The following is a 19,211-nucleotide window of genomic DNA, read 5'->3' on the forward strand; positions in this document are numbered from 1 at the left end:
GATCATATAAGTCTTCCATAAACTGTAAAAGCAAACATTTAAATAACCGTAATGTTCCATAGCCTTTATAATTAGCTTTAGTTTCTAGCACTAATAACTCTCTTTCAACTGCTTTAAAATTAAATAAACTTTTAAATCTACGATATTGATGATCTGTGCTAACTAATTCATCTAAACTGACCATTGTTATTTGATGCTCTGACATTTCTTTACTTTCTTATTTTTTTTATTACATTATAACCTCTTACTACTCATATCTTAACACTCCCTAAATATATTTAAGTTAATGTTAATTACGGCAAAAATCAGAAATTTAAGTCTTACGGTGTTGGAGTTAAAGCTAATAACTTAGTCACATTTGATTTTATCGGTTTAGGTTTAGAAGCGGCATTTTGGAATCAGCCTAAAATGTTAACCGCTATTCCTTTAAAAGAGAGCTGTAAACAAGGCGGTCTTGGGGCAGTTAATTTTGAGCTTAGCTTAAATGAAACATTTAAGCTATTTGGCTCAGGCGGTTACAAAACAGCCGGATTTATCGAAGGTATGCCTTTAAAATCTTCAGCTATAGTTAGAGCAGGACTAAAATTAGCTTTATAAGCATTGCAAAAAACGTCATTGCGAAGCGTTGCCTGCGTAGACCGAAAAATCCATTCGGTGTCACCCCGTGGCTTGACCACGAGGTCCAGTTAAAATACTAAAATTATTAGTATTTTTTATTGTTTTTTGGATACCGCGGTCAAGCCGCGGTATGACAACGAACAACGTATTTATTCCGGATGATTTCCTAAATCTCCCCTAAAATCCCCCATAACATCCGTTCCGTTCTTTTCTTCAAGCGAAATTATATTATCCGGGTGAGTAAGGTTAAAATTCTTAAAAAATTCACTCTTGTATAATTTTTTATCTCTTTGACATATAAAATTTTTAATTTCTTCCCCTTTCTCCACGGCTATATCAAATGCTTTTTGATCTAATTCAACGTAGCGTAAAAGATTAGTTACTATTTCTATATTTACTGTTTTTATTCCTTCATAAAGGTATTTATTGTCATCTTGAATGTTATTACTTGTTAAACGGAATAATAATGATAATAAAGTGCTAGCCCCTGTTATTTCTTGAGATTGGATACAATCTGTTAAAGTTTTGTCTATAATAGAGGAGTGCGATTGTTCTGAGGGTAAACATATCTTAGTAAGAAAAGCTGGGGAGATGATAGGATCAAGTTTAGCGATTTTTGTGAGGTTTTTTTCATCTAATATTATATTGAAGTTAGGCTGTATACTTGACATATCAATAAAATCAATTATTTTAGACATTAATTTTTTTAAATCTTCTAAATTATTTTCATTCATTGTTTTTTGGAATCTACTTCCTAATTCTTCAGCTATATTCTGTAATAATACAGGATATAAATTTCTTGTTTATTAGTAAATATATTAACCTCTATTTAATTTTTTCATAAAATAGCAAATAAATATAATCATGTAAACTAAAAATTCTTATTAATTTTCTTAGCAAAATAATTTAGAATATATGTTTTAGATTCTTTAAAATATATGCTAACTATTCTAGAAAAACTTTTATTCTCTCCCGTAAAGGCTTATATTAATATTCGAGAAGATACCGTCTCGGCTCTTAAGAGGCTCGGTATTAATAATATTCGGGATTTATTATTTTATTTACCCGTTTCTTATCAAAATAAAATATTATCGCCTAATTTAACCGAAGTTAGAGACGGCGAAATAATCCAAACGGAAATTATAATTGAGAGCATTAATTTACCAAAGAAAAGTAATCAGCCTTTAAAAATTACAGCTAGCAATGATACCGGTTCTTTATTATTAGTGTTTTTTCATAAACCGCCTCCATTCATCTTCAATAAATTAAAAGTTGGAACAAAGCATATTATTAGCGGTAAAGTACAATTTTTTGATCATTATTTGCAGATTTCGCATCCTGAATTTATTACGAATCCTAAACTCACAAAAGAAATAGAGCCGATTTATTCCCTGACATATTTACTGAGTAACAAGCAGCTATATTCATATATCATAAAAGCAATAGAGATATTTGAAGAGAAGTGTAAGAGTATAGAAGATAAAGAAGTGAAGGAATATTTGGATGTTATATTACAGAATTTGAAAATGCTGCACTCTTTATGTCATTCCCGTCCCTTAGGTCATTCCCGCGAAAGCGGGAATCCAGAAAAAAAAGTAATAGATTCCCGCTTTTGCGGGAATGACATAGAGGGGCTTCGCAATGACGATTTATATAATAACGCCAAAAAACAACTAGCAGCCAAGGAACTCATCGCTAATCAAATATCTCTTTTAAATATACGTACGCAAATTGCCGGAAAACAAGGTAATATTTATCCTAAAGCTGCCGGCATTCAAGCAAATATATTAAATGAGTTAGGGTTTGAGCTAACTTCCTATCAAAAGCAGGTTATAGAAGAAATAGAGTTTGAGCAAAGCGATAAAGTAGAAATGATGAGATTGTTGCAAGGTGACGTCGGCTCAGGTAAGACTTTGGTAGCTTTGCTTACGATGGTAAATACGGTGGGAGCATGGTTTCAAGCAACGCTTATGGCTCCAACCGATTTGCTTGCCAATCAGCATTATGAGTTTTTTGTTAAAGCTTTAAAAAATACTAATATAAGAGTCGGATTACTTACAGGTAAAATACTGGGGGCAGTTCGTAAAAATATTATGATACAACTTGAAAACGGTGAGATTGATATATTAGTCGGTACTCATGCTTTATTTCAAGAGAAAGTAAGTTTTAAGAAGCTAGGTTATATAGTGATTGATGAGCAGCATAGATTTGGAGTGCAGCAGCGTTTGAATCTAATAAATAAAGGAGTAAATCCCGATGTTCTAGTTATGACCGCTACACCGATTCCTCGGAGCCTTGCACTTACTATGTTCGGTGATATGAGTATCTCAAAGCTAATTGGTAAGCCAAAAAATCGTTTGCCTATCGCTACGAACACCATGTCTATTAATAAGATAGAACATATTATCGAAGCGATAAATAAGAAGCTTATAGCAGGTGAGCAGGTATATTGGATATGTCCCTTGATAGAGCGGGGAGAGAAAGAAGTGCCGGAAGAGGATAGTTTATTAATGGATGTGATGAATCGTTTTAACTCTATCGAAAATATATATCAAGGTTATACCGGTATTATTCACGGTAAGATGAAGAACGAGCAGAAAGACCAAATAATGAAGCAGTTTAAAGAAGGTAAAATTAAGATATTAGTTGCAACAACCGTTATTGAAGTCGGAATAGATGTACCTGAAGCAACTTTAATTGTTATCGAAAACGCTGAGCAGTTTGGTCTCGCTCAACTTCATCAGCTTAGAGGTAGAGTAGGGCGAGGCTCTTTGCAGTCATATTGTATATTGCTCTATAATCCTAAAAGGCTTGGAAAAGTTGCGCGAGGTAGGTTTGAGATAATGAAACAAACTAATGATGGGTTTTATATCGCTGAGCAGGATTTAAAACTTCGAGGTAGTGGTGAGATTTTAGGAGTAAAACAAAGTGGTGAAATGGAGTTTTTCTTTGCTGATTTGGCGGAAGATTATGATCTATTACTTAAAGCTCATAAATTTGCGGAAATAGGTTCAAAAGGTAATTTAAATTTTGTTAACTTTCAGATAAAGCTCTTCGCCAAATTGCAAGTAAGTGAGCTGGTTTAGGTTTAGTGATTTTCATCATTGCGGGAAGAATTACGTAGTAATTTGACGAAGCAATCTTAGGAGGTTTGACAAGATTGCCATGTCGGGACTATGTCCCTCCTCGCAAGCCATTGTTGCGTAGACCGGTAAAACCTACTGTGTCACCCCGTGGCTTGACCACGGGGTCCATAAAAACAATAAAAAATACTAATAATTTTAGTATTTTTAACTGGATCCTGTGGTCAAGCCGGCGTTGTTGCATAGCTCGTTTATGTCATTCCAGCGTAGGCGGGAATCTAGTAAAAAAACATAAATACGGCAAGTTTTTAAAATTAAAAGCTCGATTTATCTCGCTTTATGCTGGATTCCCGCCTACGCTGGAATGACATCGTACGTTTTTTTCGAGCCATGCAACAATACCGGTCAAGCCACGGGATGACAGAGGTAAAACTGATCCACACAACAAGACCTCCTCGCAATGACGGGATGGTATCCACGCAATAATGCTTTGCAAGGAGCAAAGCGACGTGGCAATCTAGTTTTAATTTCCTGAGATTGCTACACTCCTTTTAGTCGCTTGCAATGACGATTTTTATTCACTCAATAATGCTTTCGTAGGATTTAATTACCTTCTAGTATTTCTCCTGTCATATGAGTAGCATCATCATAATATGAAAGATTATAAGGTGGAGGAGAATCCAAATCTAAAGTATTTGAATCTATTTTGTTAGTAGAGGCTTGAATTACTATTTTATTAAGATCATGAAGCTCTGCTATTTTATGATAAAGAATTTTTGAAATTTTTTTATTGTCTGCTACTGCAGCAATCTCATAAATTGTATGACCGCTATTATTAGGTATTAAAGGAAATAATTTAAAATCAGTTTCTACTTTTGCCTTGCTAAAATAATTTTTTAGTAGAGGAGTATTTTGTGATTGAAGTATATTCATTAAAACTGAATTTCCTTCGGCGTCTTTATAATTAAGATTAAGTTGACCTGATGAAAGTAGTAGTTTTGCAGTTTTGTAAGAATTATTTTGTAATGAAGTTTTGAAAGCTTCATCTAGAGGTATATTTACAGCATTATAAGCCCGTATAAGTATAGCTAAATCGTATTTATAAGTAAGTTTACTAAAAATGCTTTTTGGTGTTGCTGTTAGTACGCGGAGCATTGACATAATTTAATCCATTAATATTGTTTAATATGTAAATAAGCCTTAGTGATATACATATAATGGATTTAAATGTCAATTAATTAGTTTTTATTTTTGATATTTATAATATTCGGTTAAAATTTATTTACTGATACCCTATTATCCAATTAGTCCTGTGTGATTTCAGCAAGTCTAGTAAACAGAGCATCAATCATATCCCAGCCTTTTTTTTGAATAGTGAGTAAAGAAGAATCATTAATATTTATTTGTTTAAATAAATCTATTCCCTTTTGTTCATGTTCGGGATCAAGATGCATATGTGTTTTGAAATGTTTTGCTGACTTATGATTTAAAAATATTGATCCTAGTTTTTCATAGAATATAGTAGCACAGGACTCTATTACTAAATGGACAAGAACAGCTCGCTCACTATCTCCAAGAGTCATCATTTTTAGTGTAAACCAAGAACCTAAGGCCTCAAAAATAGAATCTGTAGCTTCTTCATTATTTTTTAGATTTTGGGATAATTCTATATTATGTCCAAATTCATCGGTAAGATGCTCCCATGCAAGTTGTTTAAATTCTTTTGTTTCAGAAAACACTACTCTTGCTAATACCATTTTTTGAAATTCGTCTGACCAAATCCGAAAATGTTTAAGAAATTTATTTTTTTGTAGGGTACTATCTAACTTAATTTCAAATAGTTTGTTTTTTCTAAATTGCTCTTTATATTGTTCATTATCCGAAATTAGACGATCTATCAAGTCCATATAAGTAATATCAATATTATCTAAATCATATTAATATTAATCTAGGACCACTGTCACTAATTATTAATATTTATTTACCAATTTTTAAAACCATATGTGTATTTATAGATGAATATGAATTGTAAGATTATAATTTGTATGCAGTAAATATATAAAACATTTCGGCTTATCCATTTTAAATTTATCGGTATTTTTTGTGAGTAATCTTTTAGTATCATTAATGTATAGGTAATCATTAAGAAGATGAGATCTAAAATTAATTCAGTATTTGAAAAATTAAACTCATTAAAGGAAATTGCAAGAGTAAAAAGAGTTGAATGCACGAAAGAAGCAAAAATTGCTATAAAGCAGCAAAGTTTTAGATTTGTCTGCTCATGTTTTGAAATAAATCCAAGTATCATTATAGCAATTACAAGAGTCCCGTAATCAATCAAAGCCCAGCTAATATACCATAATATTACCATTATAATTACATGACAATAACCGCTATAGAGAAAGCGAGTTAAAGAATTACGAAAATAATAAATATACCATTGCCCTAAATAGATAGAGATTAGAATATTTGTAGTAAGAAACTGTTTAAATAGTACAGTAGTATATATTTGTAATAAAACACCGAATATTATTATATGGGTTTTTGGCTTATCATGAAAATTATAACCGGCAAAAAAGCAAAATACCGGCATAGCTGTACGACCGATAACCCGCATAATAGTTAATTCAGGATATAGATATAAACCAACATGATCAATAATCATGACTATAATAGCTAAGGTTTTTAGCAAATCCTGATAATTTGATTGGTGCTTATTTCTTGTTATTATCATAATTGACCACTTTTAATAAATATGCTGTGCCGAAAAATGCTCCCATTCCAACTGCAATTGTACTGCCTAGTATGCAAACTTTAATCAATAAATATTCCGAATAAAAATATTCTAAATAATAATGTTTTATTAAAGCAATGATGATAGACATTATTATGCAGCATAACAAAATTTTACCGCAGAAAAGCTTTATACCTGCTTCTATATGGAGCTTATTTTGTTTTGTAGTATAGCTATATAGCAATCCTAAATTATACCAAGCTGCAATAGATGTACCGACTGCAATACCGATATGTTTCAACGAATCCATTAATAATAGATTCATACCGGTATTAATTATTATTGAAAATAAGGTTATTTTGAGCGGTGTTTTAGTATCTCCGTTAGCATAAAAAATAGGAGTTAAAATTTTTGCCAAAATAAAAGCAGGAAGTCCTAGTGCAAAAGCAGCGATAGCTTCAGCGGTATTTGTAGTATCTTGAGGCGTAAAAACTCCTCTTTCATAAATTATATTAATAATCGGATGAGATAGAATTATAATACCGAATGTTGCAGGCAATGATAACAATAGCCCCATTCTAATAGCGTTATTCTGTATTTTTTTTGCCGCTACTATATCATTTGATTTATAGATTTTTGACAGCTCAGGTAGCAATATAGTAGAGAAGCTAGTACCTATTATTGATAGAGGAAATTGATATATCCGGTCGGCATAAGATAATATAGAAATAGCACCTTCAATAAAGCTAGCAATAGATTGAGATATGAAAAGATTTAATTGCTGTACGCCGGAGCTAATGGTTGCCGGTCCCATATTAATCAAAAGCTTTTTTACATCGGGATCGCTTGGGTTAAAAATTATCGGAAAGTTTAAATCCACTCTTTTCACACAGACAAACATAAAAGAAACTTGTAATATTCCGGCAATTATTAAAGATAAGCTAATCGAGATAGTAGACTCTATATAATTATCAAATGTTAAAGTAAAAATTATTACGCATACACTTAAAATAACCGGTGAAAAAGCAAAGGCTGCAAATTTCTTTACAGAGTTTAATATTCCGCCAAGTAGAGCCGTTGATGAAACAAATATTAAATAAGGTATTGTAATTCGGCATAAAAATACCGTAAGCTCAAATTTTTCTTTTTTACCGTGAAATCCAGGAGCAATAAACAGCATTAATTGTGGCATGAAGATTTGCATTAATGCTATTATTACTATTAATGTCAGAAGTAGAAGGGTAAAAACCTCGCCTGAAAAATTATTAGCGGCTTTCTTAGAAATAAGCATTTTTTCATTATAAATAGGAATGAATACGCTTGATAATGCCCCTTCTGCAAAAATTCTTCTAAATAGATTCGGTAGTTTAAAAGCAACATTAATGCTATCACCCATAGGGGTAGAGCCAAATAATGATGCGATAAATTGTTCACGCACAAGCCCGAATATGCGAGAAATTAATGTGAAAAAAGCTACTACAACCCCTGAACGAAATAATCGACTTCCTGCATAACTTGCTTCTAAAGGTAATTTGTGCGTTGAGCCTAGACTCGCATCTGCGCGAACTAAAGTGTACGCTGCGGTGCTGCGTGCCGTGTTTCCTTCAAATTCCTCTTTATTAGCTACGTTATGTAAGAAGTCGGTCACTGTTTATGTTTTGTCCTATTTTAATGTTATTGCATGGATCGAAAAACGCATTCAGTGTCATACCGTGGTCAAGCCAGCTTTGTTGCATGGCTTGAAAAACCTACTCGATGTCATTCCCGCGAAGGTGGAAATCCAGAAAAAAGCGAGATAAATCGAGCTTTTAATTTTAAAAACTTGTTATATTTGCACCTTCTAATTAATGGATTCCCGCGAAAGCGGGAATGACATCGAGTCATGCAACAACGCCGGTCAAGCCACGGGATAACAGAGTTTCCCTACACCTATGCTCCGACCCTATCTATACCTTCATTAATCAAGCTATCGGCTTTTGCTTTATTTTCCCATCCGGTAACTTTAACCCATTTACCTTTTTCTAAATCTTTATAATGCTCAAAGAAATGAACGATTCGTTTCTTTAGCATTTCACATAAATCATCTAATTCTTTAATATGATCGAAAGTAATATCAAGTTTAGAGGTCGGTACTGCGATTATTTTCTCATCGAGTCCTGATTCGTCTTCCATCATTAATACGCCGACTGCTCGGCATTTTATAACCGACCCAGGCACTACAGGATGATGAGCTACGACAAGTACGTCTACCGGATCACCGTCATTTGAAAGAGTATGAGGAATAAAGCCGTAATTACACGGATAGCTCATGGTAGTTTGCATAAAGCGATCAACAAAAACCGCTCCTGATTCTTTGTTAAATTCGTATTTGATTGGACCGCTATTCATCGGAATTTCGATAATTACGTTTATTTCGTCATTATTTGCTTTTGCTTTGATTTTATCTATAAACATGTTTTTTATTTTGTTTTTGTCATGCCGTGGCTTGACCACGGCATCCAGTTAAAAATATTTAAACAACCTGTAATTTAAGTTGTTTTTATGGATACCGTGGTCAAGCCACGGCATGACACCGAGTACTTTAACTCGGAGGTCTGTAATTCTCATCATGCTTTGCAAGTAATTGTCTTGCTATAAATTTCCCGTCTGATAATTGCCCTATGGCAATAATTCCTTGTCTTTCACGAAATAGAGCAGGGAGTACACCTTGATATAATATTTCTAAATCCTTAATATTATCAGTAATAACAAAATTTATCTTATCAGCAGCAATTTTATTTATTGAGTCTATTTTAACAAGCCCGCCGACTCTTAACTCTTTGCCTTGTTCTATTTCATTAATTTTTGACGGCGGCAAAAAAAATACTATATTTTTCTCTAAATTATAAAGTATTATACTAATTCCAAGAGCTGCAGAGCAGAAACAAATAATTATTGTTATTAATCTATTTCTTACTCTCTTTTGCATTAAAGTTCTGTTTATTTTTCAATGATTTGTAATTTAAAAAATTTGCAATTAACAATATCGTTAAAACTAAAAAAGTAAATAAATATGCAGTTAATATATAGTTACTCATTAATTGCCTTTTAAAAATTCCATAATTTCCTTAGGTGAAGAATCTAAATAGAAATGTTTTAGATATTTTCCGTTTGCATCGATTAAATAGGTAAAAGATGAATGATCAAGCATATAGTTTGGGTTGTCATCATCACCATTTACACGAGCATAGAAAACCTTGAATTTATCGGTTACATCTTTTATTTGCTGCTCGTTACCGGTAAGACCTATAAATTTCGGATGAAAATGTTTTAGATATTCTTTAAGTACTATAGGAGTATCACGTTTTGGGTCAATAGTGATAAAAACAGGTAGAATATCTATTTTATGTTTATTTAAAATTTCTACAATCTCCGTCATTTTATTTAGAGAGGTTGGGCATATATCAGGACAACTAGTAAATCCAAAATAAATGAGGCTTAAATTGCCTTTCAACTCATCACTATTAAATATCTCTCCATTTTGGTCTATTAGTTCAAAATCACCGCCGATTTTTACGTTATCTTCATAGATATTAACTTGACCGGCAAGCGGTTTTTCAGGCGTTCTTAAAGATAACAACAAATATAATGCTCCTACTCCTATTAATAAGCTAATTACGATAATTATTTTTATAACATTTGATTGCATTTTCATAAGATATACTCGTTGAACTTGAAAAATTGGCTGCGTCGTCTTTGTAAGTCCTCGGATGCTCACGTATTAAATATACGCTCCGCTCCTTGGCTTACAGACTCCTTGCTCTTTTCCAAGTTGAACTTCGTATATCAACTCTTTATTTCGCAGGAGTATAATTCTTTATCTCTCAAGAAGTTCAAAATTACGACCTCTTGGTGTTTTTACACAAGTCCTAATTTTTTAGGTTTAAAATATTTTACCCAAATATCTATTAACAATTTAGTAATGATAATCGCCGAAAACATTGAAGATATAATCCCGATCGTTAATGCAACGGCAAAACCTTTTATTGCCCCGACTCCGAATATATAAAGTAAAAAAGCAACGATTAAAGTAGTTAGGTTAGAATCAAGGATAGTAGCAAACGCAGATTCAAAACCGGTTCTAATAGCATAAAGATTAGAAACTCCTTTATGCAGCTCCTCTTTAATTCTTTCGTAAATCAATACATTAGCATCAACAGCCATACCCATAGTTAGTATTATTCCTGCAATTCCCGGCAGAGTTAAAGTAGCTTGGAAAAGTGAAAGTAGAGCTAGAATATATAACAATGCAAGGCTTAGAGCTATATTGGCAAATAAACCAAGTACACCGTAAGACCAAACCATAAATATAAAAACTGCTATAAACCCTATAAGTCCTGCCTTTTTGCCTGACTCTATAGAATCAGCACCTAAATTTGGACCTATACTTCTCTCTTCAATAATTTTAAGTGGGGCAGGGAGCGAACCGGCTCGCAATAATAGTGCAAGCTCATTTGCCGACTCAACGGTAAAATTTCCTGTTATTATACCGCTCCCGCCCATAATCGCTCCGTTTATCGTTGGAGCACTTAGTAATTTATTATCTAAAACTATAGCAAGGCGTTTACCGGTATTATTTTTGGTTATTTCACCAAATATTTTACTACCTAAATTGTTGAAAGAAAAAGCAACTACCGCTTGTGAATTTTGGTCAAAAGAAGCTGAAGCGGTTGTAAGCTGATCTCCACCCAAAACAACTTTTTTCTTTATAACTACATAATACTCCCCATGACTTTCGCTATCTCCCTTAACTAGCATTGAACCTACCGGAACATGTCCTTTTACCGCTTCTTCGATATTGGCATTTTCATCAACTAAATGAAAAGTTAGCTTTGCAGTTTTCCCTAATATATTCTTCAGGTAAGAGGGATTTTCTTCGCCGGGAACTTGCAGTAATATATGCTTATCGCCTTGCTTCTGTAGTGTTGGCTCTTTAGTGCCGGTACTATCAACTCTCATGCGAACGATCTCAATAGATTGGTCTACTACCTTATTAAGTAAGTCATTTAATCTAGATTCGCTGTAGCTAAGCTTTATTTTATTTTCGTTTACTTCAGCGATAATTTCCGGATCAATTTTGTTAATTATTTTATTTAACGGCTTTAATTCTTCAGGTGATCTTACTTCTAATTGAATGCTATTTTGTCTAACTAACAGATTTTTATAGCCGATTTTATCCTCACGAAAATTTTTGCGTAAAGTGTCGGCAAGGTTTTCCATTGAATCATTTAAGTAGGTGTCAAAATCAACATCGAGTAATAAATGGGCTCCTCCTCTAAGGTCAAGCCCTAGATTTACTGAATCATGAGGCAGAAACTTAGAATTTACCTGCATAAAATTAGGTAAGGCACAAATAACTGCAAAAACCGTACATATAATTGAAAGAAAAATTTTCCACTTAGGAAGATTTTGCACCGCTTACCTTCTTATCTTTTTTGTTATTTTCTTTTTTTACTGCTACTTCTTTTGTACGACTTGTTATATCAACAATAGCACTTTTTAAAGCTTTAATACGTACGTCTTTAGCTATTTCGATTTCAATATTATTGTCATTTTCACTTACTTTAGTCACAATACCGTAAATGCCGCCATTTGTTAGAACTTCTTCGCCTTTTTTAACTTCACTTACTAATTTCTCTCTTTCTTTGCGTCGTTTTTCTTGCGGACGTAATAATAAGAAGTAAAATACGGCAAAAATTAAAACCATCGGTATTAAGCTTGTTAACCCCGATTGTAAAGAATTTGTTTCTACAGGCACTACCTCAGTTTCCTGTATCTCTATAGTGTCGTTATTATTTGCCTGATTATCTTGCGTATTTGCTGACATATGTAATTTCCTAATTGTTGCAATAGTCTTCCTGTATAACCTCTTTCTAAGGGTATACGTCAATCCGGTACTCGCATCCTCGAGTACTTTTTTGTACGCTGTGCCGTGTTTCCTACAAATTTATCCTTATTAGCTACATTATGCAAGAAGTCTAATAAAATAAAAATAGCTAGCTAAACACTTTTATGCAAGGGTAAAAATAAATAAATGGTTTGGAAGATTGAATTTATGATAAACTTACTGATGTCATTTGTGAAAGGGCGTTGTTGCCTGGACTGATAAAATCTACTCTGTCACCCCGTGGCTTGACCACGGGGTCCATAAAAACAATAAAAAATACTAATAATTTAGCATTTTTAACTGGATCCCGTGGTCAAGCCACGGGATGACAGAGGTGAAATTGATCCACACAACAACGTCATGCAGGAATGACATAAAACGGAAAAAATCACTGGAGCGGGTGAAGGGATTCGAACCCTCGACTTCGACCTTGGCAAGGTAGCGCTCTACCCCTGAGCTACACCCGCTTAAATAAAACAACGGCGTTTTAATGTAAAAAATTTAAGGGGATCAAAATTAATTACATATAAAACGCCTTAGTGCTTTTTAATCTAAGCGAATCTGAATATAAGTAATTATAAGATAAATTGCAAGTATTAAATTAGAAATTTATTGGCATTGCTAAATAAAGATAGATTATTTAATAAATCAATGCCATTGCAAGGAAATTACAAAGTAATTGACTAAGTAATCTAGTTAAAAACTCTGTAAACTAGCATTTTTTTTATTATTTTCTTAGATTGATACGCTCCTTTCAGTCGCTCAGCTCATTACGACATTTATCTTTAGTTAGCAATGCTATAAAATCTAATTTTTTAAATTGACTTTTGTTTTTATATAAAACAGTATAGTTCTTTATTAATTTTAACTAATTTGTAAAAAAATGTGTTAAGTTACGCAAAAGAGCAAAAGAGTTTAGCCCGTAATCAAAAAGAAGCAATAGGACTACTATCGATAGGTACGTTTCTTGAATATTTTGATCTCATGCTTTATGTACACATGGCGGTACTACTTAACGAGCTATTTTTTCCTGAAGCCGATGCACGAGCTTCTTCTCTATATTCTGCCATTGCATATTGTTCAACATATGTATTTAGACCTATCGGTGCTTTAATATTCGGTTGGATAGGAGATACTATAGGTCGTAAGGCAACGGTCATTATTACAACTTTTTTAATGTCGATTTGTTGTCTTATAATGGCTAATTTAAAAACTTATGCCGAAATTGGTATTACGGCAACTTTTGTAGTAACTGCGTGTCGTATCGCTCAGGGGATGTCCTCTATGGGGGAGGTAGTAGGTGCCGAGCTTTATCTAACCGAAATGAAAAAATTCCTCAACGTTATTGGGTAGTGGCTTCGCTTGTTGCTTTTGTAACTTTAGGTGCAACCGTAGCATTGGCGGTAGGAACACTTGTTACTTCTTTGGGACTTGATTGGCGTATTGCATTTTGGTTTGGGGCAGCTATTGCTATAGTTGGTGCTGTTGCAAGGACGAATCTTAGAGAGACTCCGGATTTCATTGATGCAAAAAGACGAATAAAGAAAACTGTAGCACAAGCGGGAATAGATAGTAATAGGCTAAAATCAAGCCCTATTTGGAGTGAAAAAATTAATAAACCGACAGCAATAGCTTTCTTTTTTATACATTGTGGAGCTCCGTTATGGTTTTATATTGTTTATATTTATTGCGGTAATATGCTAAAAAACTTATTTAATTACAGTGCTGCTCAAGTAATTCATCAAAATTTTATTGTTTGTGGTACAGAATTAATAAGTACAATAATTGTTACTTATTTGGTTTGTAAAATACATCCTTTAAAAGTTCTTAAGGTAAAATTAATAATATTTTCTATTGTAGCTATTATGTCTCCTATCTTACTAAACAATATTTCAAATACTATAGAATTACTTTTATTCCAATTATTTATTGTAGTATTTGCCCCTACTACTTTTCCGGCAAGTGCAGTGTTTTATGCAAGATTTCCGGTATTAAAACGTTTTACATGCGGTAGTTTTATATTTGCTTTATCAAGAGCTTTAATGTTTGCAGTTTCTTCTTTTGGAACAATTTACTTGATAGATTATTTTAATCACTGGGGATTATTATTCTTTATTATTCCAATTCTAATTGGTTATACATTTGGAGTAAATCATTTTATAAAGTTAGAGGAGGAAGCAGAGAGTTATTATTAGAAAAAGTTTTTTGTCTTTCAAGTTCGATATTAAAAACTTTTAGGCATAATTCAGCAAATTCTCGTTCTAGTTTATAATTTATATTAGCAGCGACCAAAAGAAAATTTATTAAAGTCTCTTCAATAATTTTTCTAGCTTTCTCAGGTGATTTAACTCCCAAAGTTTGCACATTATGAATTCGGTCAAATAATTTTATTAATGCTGTATTGTATCTTTTCTCTTTAATTAGTAAGTTTAGGCTTTCTCCGCTACTTATCTTCCCATAAGATTTAATTCTAGTTAGACCTTCTACGTGTTTTGCTACTTCCGATCCAAAAATTTCGATAATTTCTTCTTCAGTTAATTCGGTGTCTTCAATAGTATCATGAAGTAAAGCAGCTTACAGCATAATAACGTTATAAAGCTTAGGTGCTTCTTCAGCTACAAATTCAGCAAGCATAATTGCTACCTCAATCGGGTGCGAATAATAAGGATCGCCTGATTGACGCATTTGAGAACCGTGATATTTACGTGCATAGTAGATACCTTTTTTGATTTCGAGGATATCTATAGGATTTTCTACTTTAGTATTTAAATATTCGAGTTTATCGAGTAATTTTTTACTATAAACACAAATTTCAAACTTTTCTTTCCAAGAGCTTATATCTTCCATAAAAGTTATTTCTTATTTCATTATAATTTGTAGGCTATTAATTAAAAAATTTTAATAATAAATAGCTGCAGATTAAAAATTATTGTTATATAATTTTTAATATTAATCCTAAAGTCAAAATGTAACTATGTCAAACCATAATAGTTTAGAAGTACAAGAGTATGCACAATCTAGCTCCTTAAATAATACTAATCTAACTGCATCACAGGGTGTTAATACTAACTGTTGCAAATTTATTGTTCAAAGAGTCGAATATTAATAATAATAATCAGAATATACCAAGAGATAATAATATATCTTATGAGAATAATATTAATAATATTACCAAGTCTGAAAATCAGGATACAAGTTGTGGTATATATAAATGTCTTGGAGCTATAGCTACTGTTTGCTGTAATATGTATGTATTTTTATTTGAATAGATATCTTTCCAAACTTCGCTTCTAGAGGTAATTTATACGTCGAGCCTAGACTCGCCTGGCATTGTTGCGTGGATCGATTTCATCTTTGTCATCCTGTGGCTTGACCACGGTATCTAGTTAAAAATACTAATATTATTAGTATTTTTTATTGTTTTTATGGACTCCGTGGTCAAGCCACGGGGTGACACAGTGGGTTTTATCGGTCCACGCAACAATACCTACTCGTATCCTCACGTACTTCTACGTACGCTGTGGTGGTACGCACTTCCATGTCTTTAAATTCCTCTCTATAAGCTGGTTTGGAAAGACACCTAATAAACAATTACACTAAAAAAATATGAGCAAGGCTTAAGAAAGTTAGGAAACCTAGAGCATCGGTTATGGTTGTTAGAAATACGCCGGAGCCTGCAGCGGGATCTATATCAAAATAATGCAGTATTATAGGAATAGCAGAGCCGAATAATCCGGCTACTAAAAAATTTAAAATAACTGCAATAGCAAAAATAACGCTAAGATTTAAGTCAAGCAACATCACAAAGCTAAGTCCTGCTCCGATAATTGCAAGTACAAAACCGTTAAAAGCCGATACAGCTATTTCTTTTAATATAACTTTATTGACATTATTATAATGAATATCTTTATTAGCAAGGGCTCTAACCGTAACGGTCATGGCCTGTGTTCCGGCATTTCCGCCCATTGAAGCTACAATAGGCATAGTGGCTGCAAGCGTTACAAGTTTTGCAATAGTGTCGTTAAAATGGTTAATGATAAGTGAGGTCATGCAGGCAGTGATTAGATTAACAAAGAGCCAAGGAAAACGATGTTTAACGGTATAAAATACATTGAAGAAAGTATCTTGAGTGTGTACCCCGCTTAATGATAATATATCTTTTTCGGCTTGTTCTTCGATAATATAAATTATATTATCGATTGATACGCTACCTACTAACTTACCGCTTTTATTTACTACCGGTACAATAGTTAAAGCATATTGTCTAAAAATGAAGCTTAATTCATTTAAGTCGGTAAAGGCATCTGCAAGCTTAAAATCTTTGCTCATCAAATCTTTTATTAATTCATTTTTTTTGCCTTTAATTAGCGTGCTAAGAGAAATAATACCGATAGGGCGTAATTTATTATCCGTAACGATTGCCGCATAAAAGTTATTCTTTACGTTCTTGATAAAATTTAATGATTCCTCGACCGTCCATCCTTCTTGAAGATTAATAAAATCTCGCTCAATTACCCTACCTACCGTATTTTCGGGATATGTACAACCTACGGTAATTTGGTGTTTTTTTTCTTTAGTGAGATTACTTAGGATAAGGTCTTTTATATCATCGTCTAGATCGATTACTACTTCAATAGCATCTTCTATAACTAGCTTATTGATTAATTCTGCAGATTTTTTTATGCCTAAAGTTTCTATTATTAAAGGTTTACTATAAGCATTTAACGATACTAACGTTTCAGGCTTAATTTCATCCTGTAATAAAGGAATAATTATTTTATATGTTTTATTGTTAAGATTATCTAAGAAATCAGCTAAATCGGCATAATGAAGCTTGGCCAGCCTGCTTGCAGCAGCATCATAATTATGATCTTCAATCAAATCATTAATTTGATCAAAAATCTCGGCAAATTGATCATGATGATCAGGTAAGATGCTTTTAAATATATTGAAATTAGGCATGGCCTATTTACCTAATAGTTTATTATAGACTTATTATAATTATTTAAAACTGATTTAGTTAGGCTGTGCCTAGGTTTGACGCAAGGTGGTATACAATTTGATAATCAATATAAATCACAGAGTACAAATAAGCAATAGTTTTTTATTTATCGGAAGATCCACATTGGATAATGTTGACAAGCCTAACATGTTAATTATATCCTTAAATTAGTATATTTTTATTAGGATATTAGAAGGGGCTTATGAATAATCAGGAAGTGATTGGTGCAATTCAGGATGATGATCTAGAAGAGGTTCAAAAGTTATTGCAAGCAGGGGTAAACCCTAATACATTAGACGAATATGATAATCCTTGTATTCGTTCTGCTATAAACAATGAAAATTTAAATATTGTTAATGCTTTATTAGATAAAGGGGCTAATCCGAATGTAATTGACAAAATTAAAAACCCTATAATTTTAGAGGCTATAAGACATAAAAAGTTAGATATAATTAATAGTTTATTAGAAAAAGGTGCTAATCCAAACATGTTGGACCAAAATGAAAACCCCATTCTTTTATCAGCATTACCAAGAGGTGTGGGTATTGTTAATGCGTTACTAAATAATGGAGCTGATCCTAATCAAGTGGATAAAAATGGTAATACTGCTCTAAGTATTATATTAGAGCGTACAGGAGATATAAAAATAGATGTAACCGCACTATTAATCGAAAAAGATAAAGCTCTTAATTTAAGAAATAGTAATGGTGAGACTTTCTTACATTTAGCAGCTCAACAGGGAAAAATGCAGCTGTTTGATAAATATCTTGATTACTATCAAACAGTGAATATTACCGATAAAGCGGGATATACTCCGCTCTATTGGAGCAAGTTATTTGGACATACCGAAATCTCCGATATGTTAAATAAACGTGCAGAAGAGTTGAATGAGACGGCATATACAAAAATTACAAAAACAGAACGTTTTGAAGATTTACTACCAAGACCTAAAATTGCATTAAGTTATAATCTCGAAATTGGAGGATGATATGCAAATGAAGAGAAAAAAAGCTTACTTATCAAGGTGGAGATGTAGAATATATTGATTTCAGAGTAATAGTACCTGAATCAGTTAATAATGATAAAGAGAAGAAGATTAATGAAGAGGTAATAAATGAAGCAAAACAAAAAGCAAAAGAATTGTTAGCCGGTAAGGATGCATTAGTTATTCCAGGCAATAATAGAGAAGTTGATAAGGAAGTAGCTAAGCATTTTGGAGGGGACGTAAACATAAAAACAGGTCAACCTGATTTTGCACGTTCTCTTGCTAAAATGGTTATGGCAGAAGTTGCTATAGAAAAAGGGATGCCGATAATGGGAATTTGCGGGGGGCATCAAATTATTAATACCTATCTTAAAGGAAAAATAGCTACTGCACCTGATCATGAACATGATTCTATAATTATTGAACCTACTTCAGAATTAGCATCAATAATAAAAATGAATTCCCCGTTAAAAGAAATACCAAAACAAAACTTTGGGGCTAGTCATAGTAATATGGTACAAGAAATAGGGGGAAAAGATAGGCTGATAGATAAAAAAGAGTTACTAAAAGTATCAGCTACAACCAAGCACGGAGAAATAGAAGGAACGGAATCACAGTTTGGCGCACCGATTCGTACTTTTCAGTTTCATCCTGAAATGTTCAGTTCAGAGCCTAAATATTCAATTAAAGAGGTGGTGCGTGATAAAAAAATTTTTCATCATTTGTACAATCAGCACAAACATTTGCCAATAAGAAAAAGCTAGGAGTAAATATAGAATCCAAAGTACCGAAACAGAAAAGCTTTAGAGCCATAATCTCAGAACAAAGAAAAGAAACGCCTACAGAAAGAGGTCGCTAATTTG

The 19,211-nt window shown here is 32.8% G+C and carries 18 protein-coding genes, 1 tRNA gene and 6 pseudogenes; 10 read left to right on the plus strand and 15 right to left on the minus strand.

What is annotated here, in order from left to right:
- Positions 1–205, minus strand: a 205-nt coding sequence (locus SB78_RS01980; RefSeq protein ID WP_041078180.1) for a hypothetical protein, incomplete at its 3' end; no start/stop codon positions are given.
- A 203-nt stretch (positions 206–408) separates the two neighbouring features.
- Between SB78_RS01980 and SB78_RS01985 the strand changes: the two genes are divergently transcribed.
- On the plus strand, positions 409–597 hold the full coding sequence (locus SB78_RS01985; protein ID WP_041078182.1) for a hypothetical protein: 189 nt from the start codon (positions 409–411) through the stop codon (positions 595–597).
- A gap of 170 nt (positions 598–767) precedes the next feature.
- Here SB78_RS01985 and SB78_RS01990 read toward each other — a convergent pair whose 3' ends face one another.
- Positions 768–1,352 (minus strand): hypothetical protein, encoded by a 585-nt coding sequence (locus SB78_RS01990; protein ID WP_041078184.1) that lies wholly within the window; start codon positions 1,350–1,352, stop codon positions 768–770.
- Between the two features lie 204 nt (positions 1,353–1,556).
- On the opposite strand from SB78_RS01990, the pseudogene SB78_RS01995 reads away from it, so the two are divergent.
- The 3 genes and pseudogenes from SB78_RS01995 to SB78_RS10615 all read left to right on the plus strand — a co-directional run.
- Positions 1,557–3,089, plus strand: a pseudogene (locus SB78_RS01995) (DEAD/DEAH box helicase); the annotation flags it as partial.
- Positions 3,090–3,137: 48 nt separating this feature from the next.
- On the plus strand, positions 3,138–3,704 hold the full coding sequence (locus SB78_RS11915; RefSeq protein ID WP_410524498.1) for a helicase-related protein: 567 nt from the start codon (positions 3,138–3,140) through the stop codon (positions 3,702–3,704).
- A gap of 65 nt (positions 3,705–3,769) precedes the next feature.
- Positions 3,770–4,069 (plus strand): hypothetical protein, encoded by a 300-nt coding sequence (locus tag SB78_RS10615; protein WP_241773669.1) that lies wholly within the window; start codon positions 3,770–3,772, stop codon positions 4,067–4,069.
- 235 nt (positions 4,070–4,304) lie between these two features.
- Here the strand turns inward: SB78_RS10615 and SB78_RS10620 are convergent, their stop codons facing one another.
- From SB78_RS10620 to murJ, 4 genes and pseudogenes are all read right to left on the minus strand, one after another.
- A complete protein-coding gene (locus SB78_RS10620) occupies positions 4,305–4,862 on the minus strand; it encodes a hypothetical protein (RefSeq protein WP_241773670.1) in 558 nt (185 codons plus the stop codon).
- 143 nt (positions 4,863–5,005) lie between these two features.
- Complete coding sequence (locus tag SB78_RS02005) at positions 5,006–5,608, minus strand: hypothetical protein (protein ID WP_041078188.1); 603 nt, start codon at positions 5,606–5,608, stop codon at positions 5,006–5,008.
- 74 nt (positions 5,609–5,682) lie between these two features.
- Positions 5,683–6,435: a TraX family protein gene (locus SB78_RS02010; RefSeq protein WP_041078190.1), complete on the minus strand. Its 753-nt coding sequence runs from the start codon at positions 6,433–6,435 to the stop codon at positions 5,683–5,685.
- Positions 6,416–8,074, minus strand: a pseudogene (gene murJ / locus SB78_RS02015) (murein biosynthesis integral membrane protein MurJ); the annotation flags it as partial. The gene SB78_RS02010 and the pseudogene murJ, both read right to left, overlap by 20 nt.
- 42 nt (positions 8,075–8,116) lie before the next feature.
- On the opposite strand from murJ, the gene SB78_RS09605 reads away from it, so the two are divergent.
- On the plus strand, positions 8,117–8,308 hold the full coding sequence (locus tag SB78_RS09605; RefSeq protein ID WP_158510084.1) for a hypothetical protein: 192 nt from the start codon (positions 8,117–8,119) through the stop codon (positions 8,306–8,308).
- Positions 8,309–8,364: 56 nt separating this feature from the next.
- Here the strand turns inward: SB78_RS09605 and ppa are convergent, their stop codons facing one another.
- From ppa to yajC, 5 genes are all read right to left on the minus strand, one after another.
- Positions 8,365–8,889 carry an inorganic diphosphatase gene (gene ppa, locus SB78_RS02020; protein ID WP_041078194.1) on the minus strand — a complete coding sequence of 175 codons (525 nt, stop codon included), beginning with the start codon at positions 8,887–8,889 and terminating at the stop codon, positions 8,365–8,367.
- Between the two features lie 127 nt (positions 8,890–9,016).
- Positions 9,017–9,403, minus strand: a complete 387-nt coding sequence (gene ccmE / locus SB78_RS02025) for a cytochrome c maturation protein CcmE (RefSeq protein ID WP_041078196.1) — start codon at positions 9,401–9,403, stop codon at positions 9,017–9,019.
- Positions 9,404–9,511: 108 nt separating this feature from the next.
- Positions 9,512–10,129: an SCO family protein gene (locus SB78_RS02030; protein WP_041078198.1), complete on the minus strand. Its 618-nt coding sequence runs from the start codon at positions 10,127–10,129 to the stop codon at positions 9,512–9,514.
- A gap of 203 nt (positions 10,130–10,332) precedes the next feature.
- Entirely contained in the window at positions 10,333–11,889 is a 1,557-nt protein-coding gene (gene secD / locus SB78_RS02035; protein WP_041078200.1) for a protein translocase subunit SecD, read from the minus strand.
- Positions 11,873–12,301 (minus strand): preprotein translocase subunit YajC, encoded by a 429-nt coding sequence (yajC, locus tag SB78_RS02040; RefSeq protein WP_041078202.1) that lies wholly within the window; start codon positions 12,299–12,301, stop codon positions 11,873–11,875. Before yajC ends, secD begins: the two co-directional genes overlap by 17 nt.
- Before the next feature lie 266 nt (positions 12,302–12,567).
- On the opposite strand from yajC, the gene SB78_RS10625 reads away from it, so the two are divergent.
- Positions 12,568–12,690: a proline/betaine transporter gene (locus SB78_RS10625; RefSeq protein WP_241773671.1), complete on the plus strand. Its 123-nt coding sequence runs from the start codon at positions 12,568–12,570 to the stop codon at positions 12,688–12,690.
- Between the two features lie 63 nt (positions 12,691–12,753).
- Here the strand turns inward: SB78_RS10625 and SB78_RS02045 are convergent.
- Positions 12,754–12,828: transfer RNA gene (locus SB78_RS02045), tRNA-Gly, on the minus strand.
- Positions 12,829–13,246: 418 nt separating this feature from the next.
- Between SB78_RS02045 and SB78_RS11685 the strand changes: the two genes are divergently transcribed.
- Together SB78_RS11685 and SB78_RS11690 are read left to right on the plus strand one after the other, a co-directional pair.
- A complete protein-coding gene (locus SB78_RS11685; protein ID WP_338390872.1) occupies positions 13,247–13,714 on the plus strand; it encodes an MFS transporter in 468 nt (155 codons plus the stop codon).
- Complete coding sequence (locus tag SB78_RS11690) at positions 13,714–14,556, plus strand: MFS transporter (protein WP_338390873.1); 843 nt, start codon at positions 13,714–13,716, stop codon at positions 14,554–14,556. The genes SB78_RS11685 and SB78_RS11690 overlap by 1 nt, the downstream gene beginning before the upstream one ends.
- On the opposite strand, the pseudogene SB78_RS11695 reads toward SB78_RS11690, so the two are convergent.
- A pseudogene (locus tag SB78_RS11695) lies at positions 14,519–15,208 on the minus strand (HD domain-containing protein). The gene SB78_RS11690 and the pseudogene SB78_RS11695 overlap by 38 nt on opposite strands.
- Positions 15,209–15,335: 127 nt before the next feature.
- On the opposite strand from SB78_RS11695, the pseudogene SB78_RS10645 reads away from it, so the two are divergent.
- A pseudogene (locus SB78_RS10645) lies at positions 15,336–15,630 on the plus strand (hypothetical protein).
- Here SB78_RS10645 and SB78_RS11920 read toward each other — a convergent pair.
- Both SB78_RS11920 and mgtE read right to left on the minus strand, forming a co-directional pair.
- Positions 15,629–15,949, minus strand: a pseudogene (locus SB78_RS11920) (palindromic element RPE1 domain-containing protein); the annotation flags it as partial. The pseudogenes SB78_RS10645 and SB78_RS11920 sit on opposite strands and share 2 nt — an antisense overlap.
- 3 nt (positions 15,950–15,952) lie before the next feature.
- Entirely contained in the window at positions 15,953–17,323 is a 1,371-nt protein-coding gene (mgtE, locus tag SB78_RS02065; RefSeq protein ID WP_041078208.1) for a magnesium transporter, read from the minus strand.
- Between the two features lie 242 nt (positions 17,324–17,565).
- On the opposite strand from mgtE, the pseudogene SB78_RS02070 reads away from it, so the two are divergent.
- Positions 17,566–19,207: pseudogene (locus SB78_RS02070) on the plus strand (ankyrin repeat domain-containing protein).
- The last annotated feature ends 4 nt before the right edge of the window (positions 19,208–19,211 follow it).

The organism is Rickettsia asembonensis, assembly GCF_000828125.2.
Lineage (GTDB): Bacteria > Pseudomonadota > Alphaproteobacteria > Rickettsiales > Rickettsiaceae > Rickettsia > Rickettsia asembonensis.

Excerpts from the sequence above, each read along its gene's own strand:
- SB78_RS01985 (WP_041078182.1), top strand. The coding sequence starts at position 409 with ATGTTAACCGCTATTCCTTTAAAAGAGAGCTGTAAACAAGGCGGTCTT.
- SB78_RS01990 (WP_041078184.1), bottom strand. The coding sequence starts at position 1,352 with ATGAATGAAAATAATTTAGAAGATTTAAAAAAATTAATGTCTAAAATA.
- SB78_RS11915 (WP_410524498.1), top strand. The coding sequence starts at position 3,138 with ATGAATCGTTTTAACTCTATCGAAAATATATATCAAGGTTATACCGGT.
- SB78_RS10620 (WP_241773670.1), bottom strand. The coding sequence starts at position 4,862 with ATGTCAATGCTCCGCGTACTAACAGCAACACCAAAAAGCATTTTTAGT.
- SB78_RS02005 (WP_041078188.1), bottom strand. The coding sequence starts at position 5,608 with ATGGACTTGATAGATCGTCTAATTTCGGATAATGAACAATATAAAGAG.
- SB78_RS02010 (WP_041078190.1), bottom strand. The coding sequence starts at position 6,435 with ATGATAATAACAAGAAATAAGCACCAATCAAATTATCAGGATTTGCTA.
- SB78_RS09605 (WP_158510084.1), top strand. The coding sequence starts at position 8,117 with ATGGATCGAAAAACGCATTCAGTGTCATACCGTGGTCAAGCCAGCTTT.
- ppa (WP_041078194.1), bottom strand. The coding sequence starts at position 8,889 with ATGTTTATAGATAAAATCAAAGCAAAAGCAAATAATGACGAAATAAAC.
- ccmE (WP_041078196.1), bottom strand. The coding sequence starts at position 9,403 with ATGCAAAAGAGAGTAAGAAATAGATTAATAACAATAATTATTTGTTTC.
- SB78_RS02030 (WP_041078198.1), bottom strand. The coding sequence starts at position 10,129 with ATGAAAATGCAATCAAATGTTATAAAAATAATTATCGTAATTAGCTTA.
- yajC (WP_041078202.1), bottom strand. The coding sequence starts at position 12,301 with ATGTCAGCAAATACGCAAGATAATCAGGCAAATAATAACGACACTATA.
- mgtE (WP_041078208.1), bottom strand. The coding sequence starts at position 17,323 with ATGCCTAATTTCAATATATTTAAAAGCATCTTACCTGATCATCATGAT.